This is a genomic window from Kitasatospora sp. NPDC059571 (assembly GCF_042735675.1).
GTDB lineage: Bacteria > Actinomycetota > Actinomycetes > Streptomycetales > Streptomycetaceae > Kitasatospora.
Window position 1 is genome coordinate 23,543 of sequence record NZ_JBHWBW010000054.1, and the last position, 2,939, is coordinate 26,481.

Annotated in this window: 2 protein-coding genes; both read right to left on the reverse strand. The window is 72.2% G+C overall.

Annotated features, from left to right (window positions below):
• Positions 1–185 precede the first annotated feature (185 nt).
• Positions 186–1,469 (reverse strand): cytochrome P450, encoded by a 1,284-nt coding sequence (locus ACFV0G_RS09495; protein WP_380544294.1) that lies wholly within the window; start codon positions 1,467–1,469, stop codon positions 186–188.
• Between the two features lie 38 nt (positions 1,470–1,507).
• A complete protein-coding gene (locus tag ACFV0G_RS09500) occupies positions 1,508–2,860 on the reverse strand; it encodes a glutamine synthetase family protein (RefSeq protein ID WP_380544297.1) in 1,353 nt (450 codons plus the stop codon).
• Positions 2,861–2,939: the final 79 nt, after the last annotated feature.

Below are 2,939 nucleotides of genomic sequence, written 5' to 3' on the forward strand. Positions count from 1 at the left end.
TGCGCGCGGGGGCGCGCGCCCCCGACCCCCCGGCGCGCCCCGCCCCCCCCCCCCCCCCCCCGCGCGCCCCCCCCCCCCCCCCCCCCCGCGGCCCCCCCCCCCCCTCGACCGGGTGTCCGGGTGTCCGGGTGTCCGGGTGTCCGGGTGTCCGGGTGTCCGGGTGTCCGGGAAAGACGGTCGGCCGGTCAGGCCAGGGTGACCTCCACCGGGAGCTTCTTGATGCCGTTGACGAAGTTGGACCGCACACGCGGTACGTCGCCGGCGAGGCGGATCGAGGAGAGGCGCGGGATCAACTCCTCGAACATGATGCGGATCTCGGTGCGTGCCAGCAGGTTGCCCAGGCAGAGGTGCGGGCTGCCCTTGCCGAAGGTGATGTGGTCGTTGTCGGCGCGGGCGACGTCGAAGTCGTAGGGGTTGCCGAAGACCTTCTCGTCGCGGTTGCCGGAGGCGTACCACATGACGACCTTGTCGCCCTCGCGGACCTGCTTGCCGCCGAGCTCGACGTCGCGGGTCGCGGTGCGGCGGAAGTGGTAGACCGGGGAGGCCCAGCGCAGGAACTCCTCGACGGCGGTGGGGATCAGCGAGGGGTCCTCCTGGAGCCGGGCGAGCTGCTCGGGGTGCTCGATGAGCGCCAGCATGGAGTGGCTGATGGTGTGCCGGGTGGTCTCGTTGCCGGCGACGACGAGCAGCAGGAAGTAGTTGTCGAAGTCCTGCGCGCTGAGCGGGACGCCGTCGCGCGGGGTCTCGTTGACCAGACGGGAGATCAGGTCGGTGCCGTTGCCGCCGCGCCGCTGCCGAGCGAGGTCGCGACCGTACTCGAAGACCTCCAGCGAGGCCGGGGACCGGAAGGGCAGGTCGCGGTACTTCTCGCTCTCCTGGCTGTGGAGCAGCACGTCGGCGTAGTCGGGGTCGGTGTTGCCGATGATGCGGTTGCCCCAGTCGATGAGCTTCTGGTTGTCCTCCGGGGGCACGTCCAGCAGCCGGGCGAGCACGTTGATGGGGAAGTCGGCGGAGATGTCGGAGACGAAGTCGAAGCTGCCCTTGGCCAGCGCCGCGTCGAGGGTCCTGGCGGTGAGGCCGCGCAGGAAGTCGGCGTACCGGTTGATGGTGCTCTGCCCGAACTGCCGCTGCAGGACGCTGCGCAGGGCGCGGTGGCGGACGCCGTCCAGTTCCAGGATGGAGGCGCGCTTCTTGATCTGGTCGTCGTCCAGCTCCTCCAGGTTGACGAAGCGGCTGGAGGTGAAGGTGTCGGAGTCGCGGTCGACGCGGGCGATGTCCTCGTGGCGGGTCAGTGCCCAGAAGCCGGAGTTGGGCTCGGGCTCGGGCTGCCAGTGGACGGGGTCCTGGTGGCGCAGGGTGTGGAACATCCGCCAGGGGGTGACGCCGTCGGTGAAGTTGTCGAGGTCGGCGAGGTCCACCTGGTCCAGCGGCAGGGGCTCGTGCACGGCGTCGGGGGGGAGGGTGGTCACGGGGGGCTCCAAGGGGTGGGACGAGGGTCGCTCGGCGGTCAGAGGTGGTAGGCGTACTCGTCGAACTCCCAGTCGGTGATGTGTCGTTGGAAGCGTTCGACCTCGTGGCGCTTGTACGCGAGGAAGGAGGTGGTGAACTCCTTCCCGAGCAGTTCGGTCAGGGCGGTGTCCGCCTCCAGGGCGTCCAGGGCCGCGGGCAGGTTCATGGGGAGGACGGCGGAGCGGGTGGGGTCGTAGCCGTAGCCGTCCAGCGGGGCCGGGGGTTCCTCGCCGGCCTGTACGCCGAGCAGGGCGGCGGCGGTGGTTGCCGCGATCAGCAGGTAGGGGTTGGCGCTGGCGTCGCCGAGGCGCACCTCGAGGCGGGCGCCGGAGCCGCGCTCGGGCGGGATACGGACCATGGCGCTGCGGTTGTCCATGCCCCAGTCGATGAGCCAGGGCGCCAGCGTGTCCGGGCCGAAGCGCTTGTACGAGTTGACGGTGGGGTTGAGCAGGGCGGCCAGCGCGGGCGCGTGGGCGAGGATGCCGGCGACGGAGTGCCGGGCGGTGGCGGAGAGGCCGTGCGGGCCGGCCGGGTCGTCGAAGGTGTTCGCCCCGTCCGGGTCGGCGCAGGAGAGGTGGAGGTGGAAGCCGGAGCCGCCTGAGCCGTTGAAGGGCTTGGCCATGAAGGTGGCCAGTTTGCCCTCCTGGCGGGCGAGTTCCTTGACCGCGCTCTTGAAGCGAAAGGCCCGGTCGGCGGCGTCCAGGGCCTCGGAGTGGGTGAGGTTGATCTCGAACTGGCCGCCGTCGAACTCGTGGTTCCCGGAGATGACGCCGATGCCGAGTTCGCGGAGCCGGCGCAGGGTGCGCAGCAGGTGGTTGTCGGGGTCGGCGCGCAGGCCGGCGGTGTAGACGACGCCCTCCACGTCGGAGTACCGCCGCCAGCTGCCGTCCGGGGCCGGGGTGCACAGGAAGTACTCGAGTTCTGGACCCACCACCGGCCGCAGGCCGTGTTCGGCGCAGCGGGCGAGGACGGTGCGCAGGAGGTCGCGCGGTGACTCCGGGGCCGGGGCCCCGGTGGCGGGGTCGGTGACCTCGCCGAGGCAGGAGGCGACGCCGGGTTCCCATGGGAGTGCGACCAGCGTGCCGAGGTCGGGGCGGACGGTGACGTCGGGGAGGCCGGCGTCGAGTCCGCCGGGGACGGGGACGACGTCGCCCTTGGGGCTGGTGTGGTAGACGGCGCGGCAGAAGGCCAGGCCGTGTTCGCACGCCGAGGGCAGATGGTCGATCAGGACGTCGCGGGCGCGGTCGGTGCCGATGAGGTCGGGGTAGGTCACGCGGACCACGTCGATGCCCTGGGCGGCCAGCCGCTCGACGAGGCCGGCGCTGATCTCTGGGGACGGGGATGCGCTCACTGGTGCCTCCTGGGGCGGGCGTGGGCGGGGGTGGGCGGGGGTGGGGCGGGGGTGGGGCGGGACCCGCGGCAGGGGGATG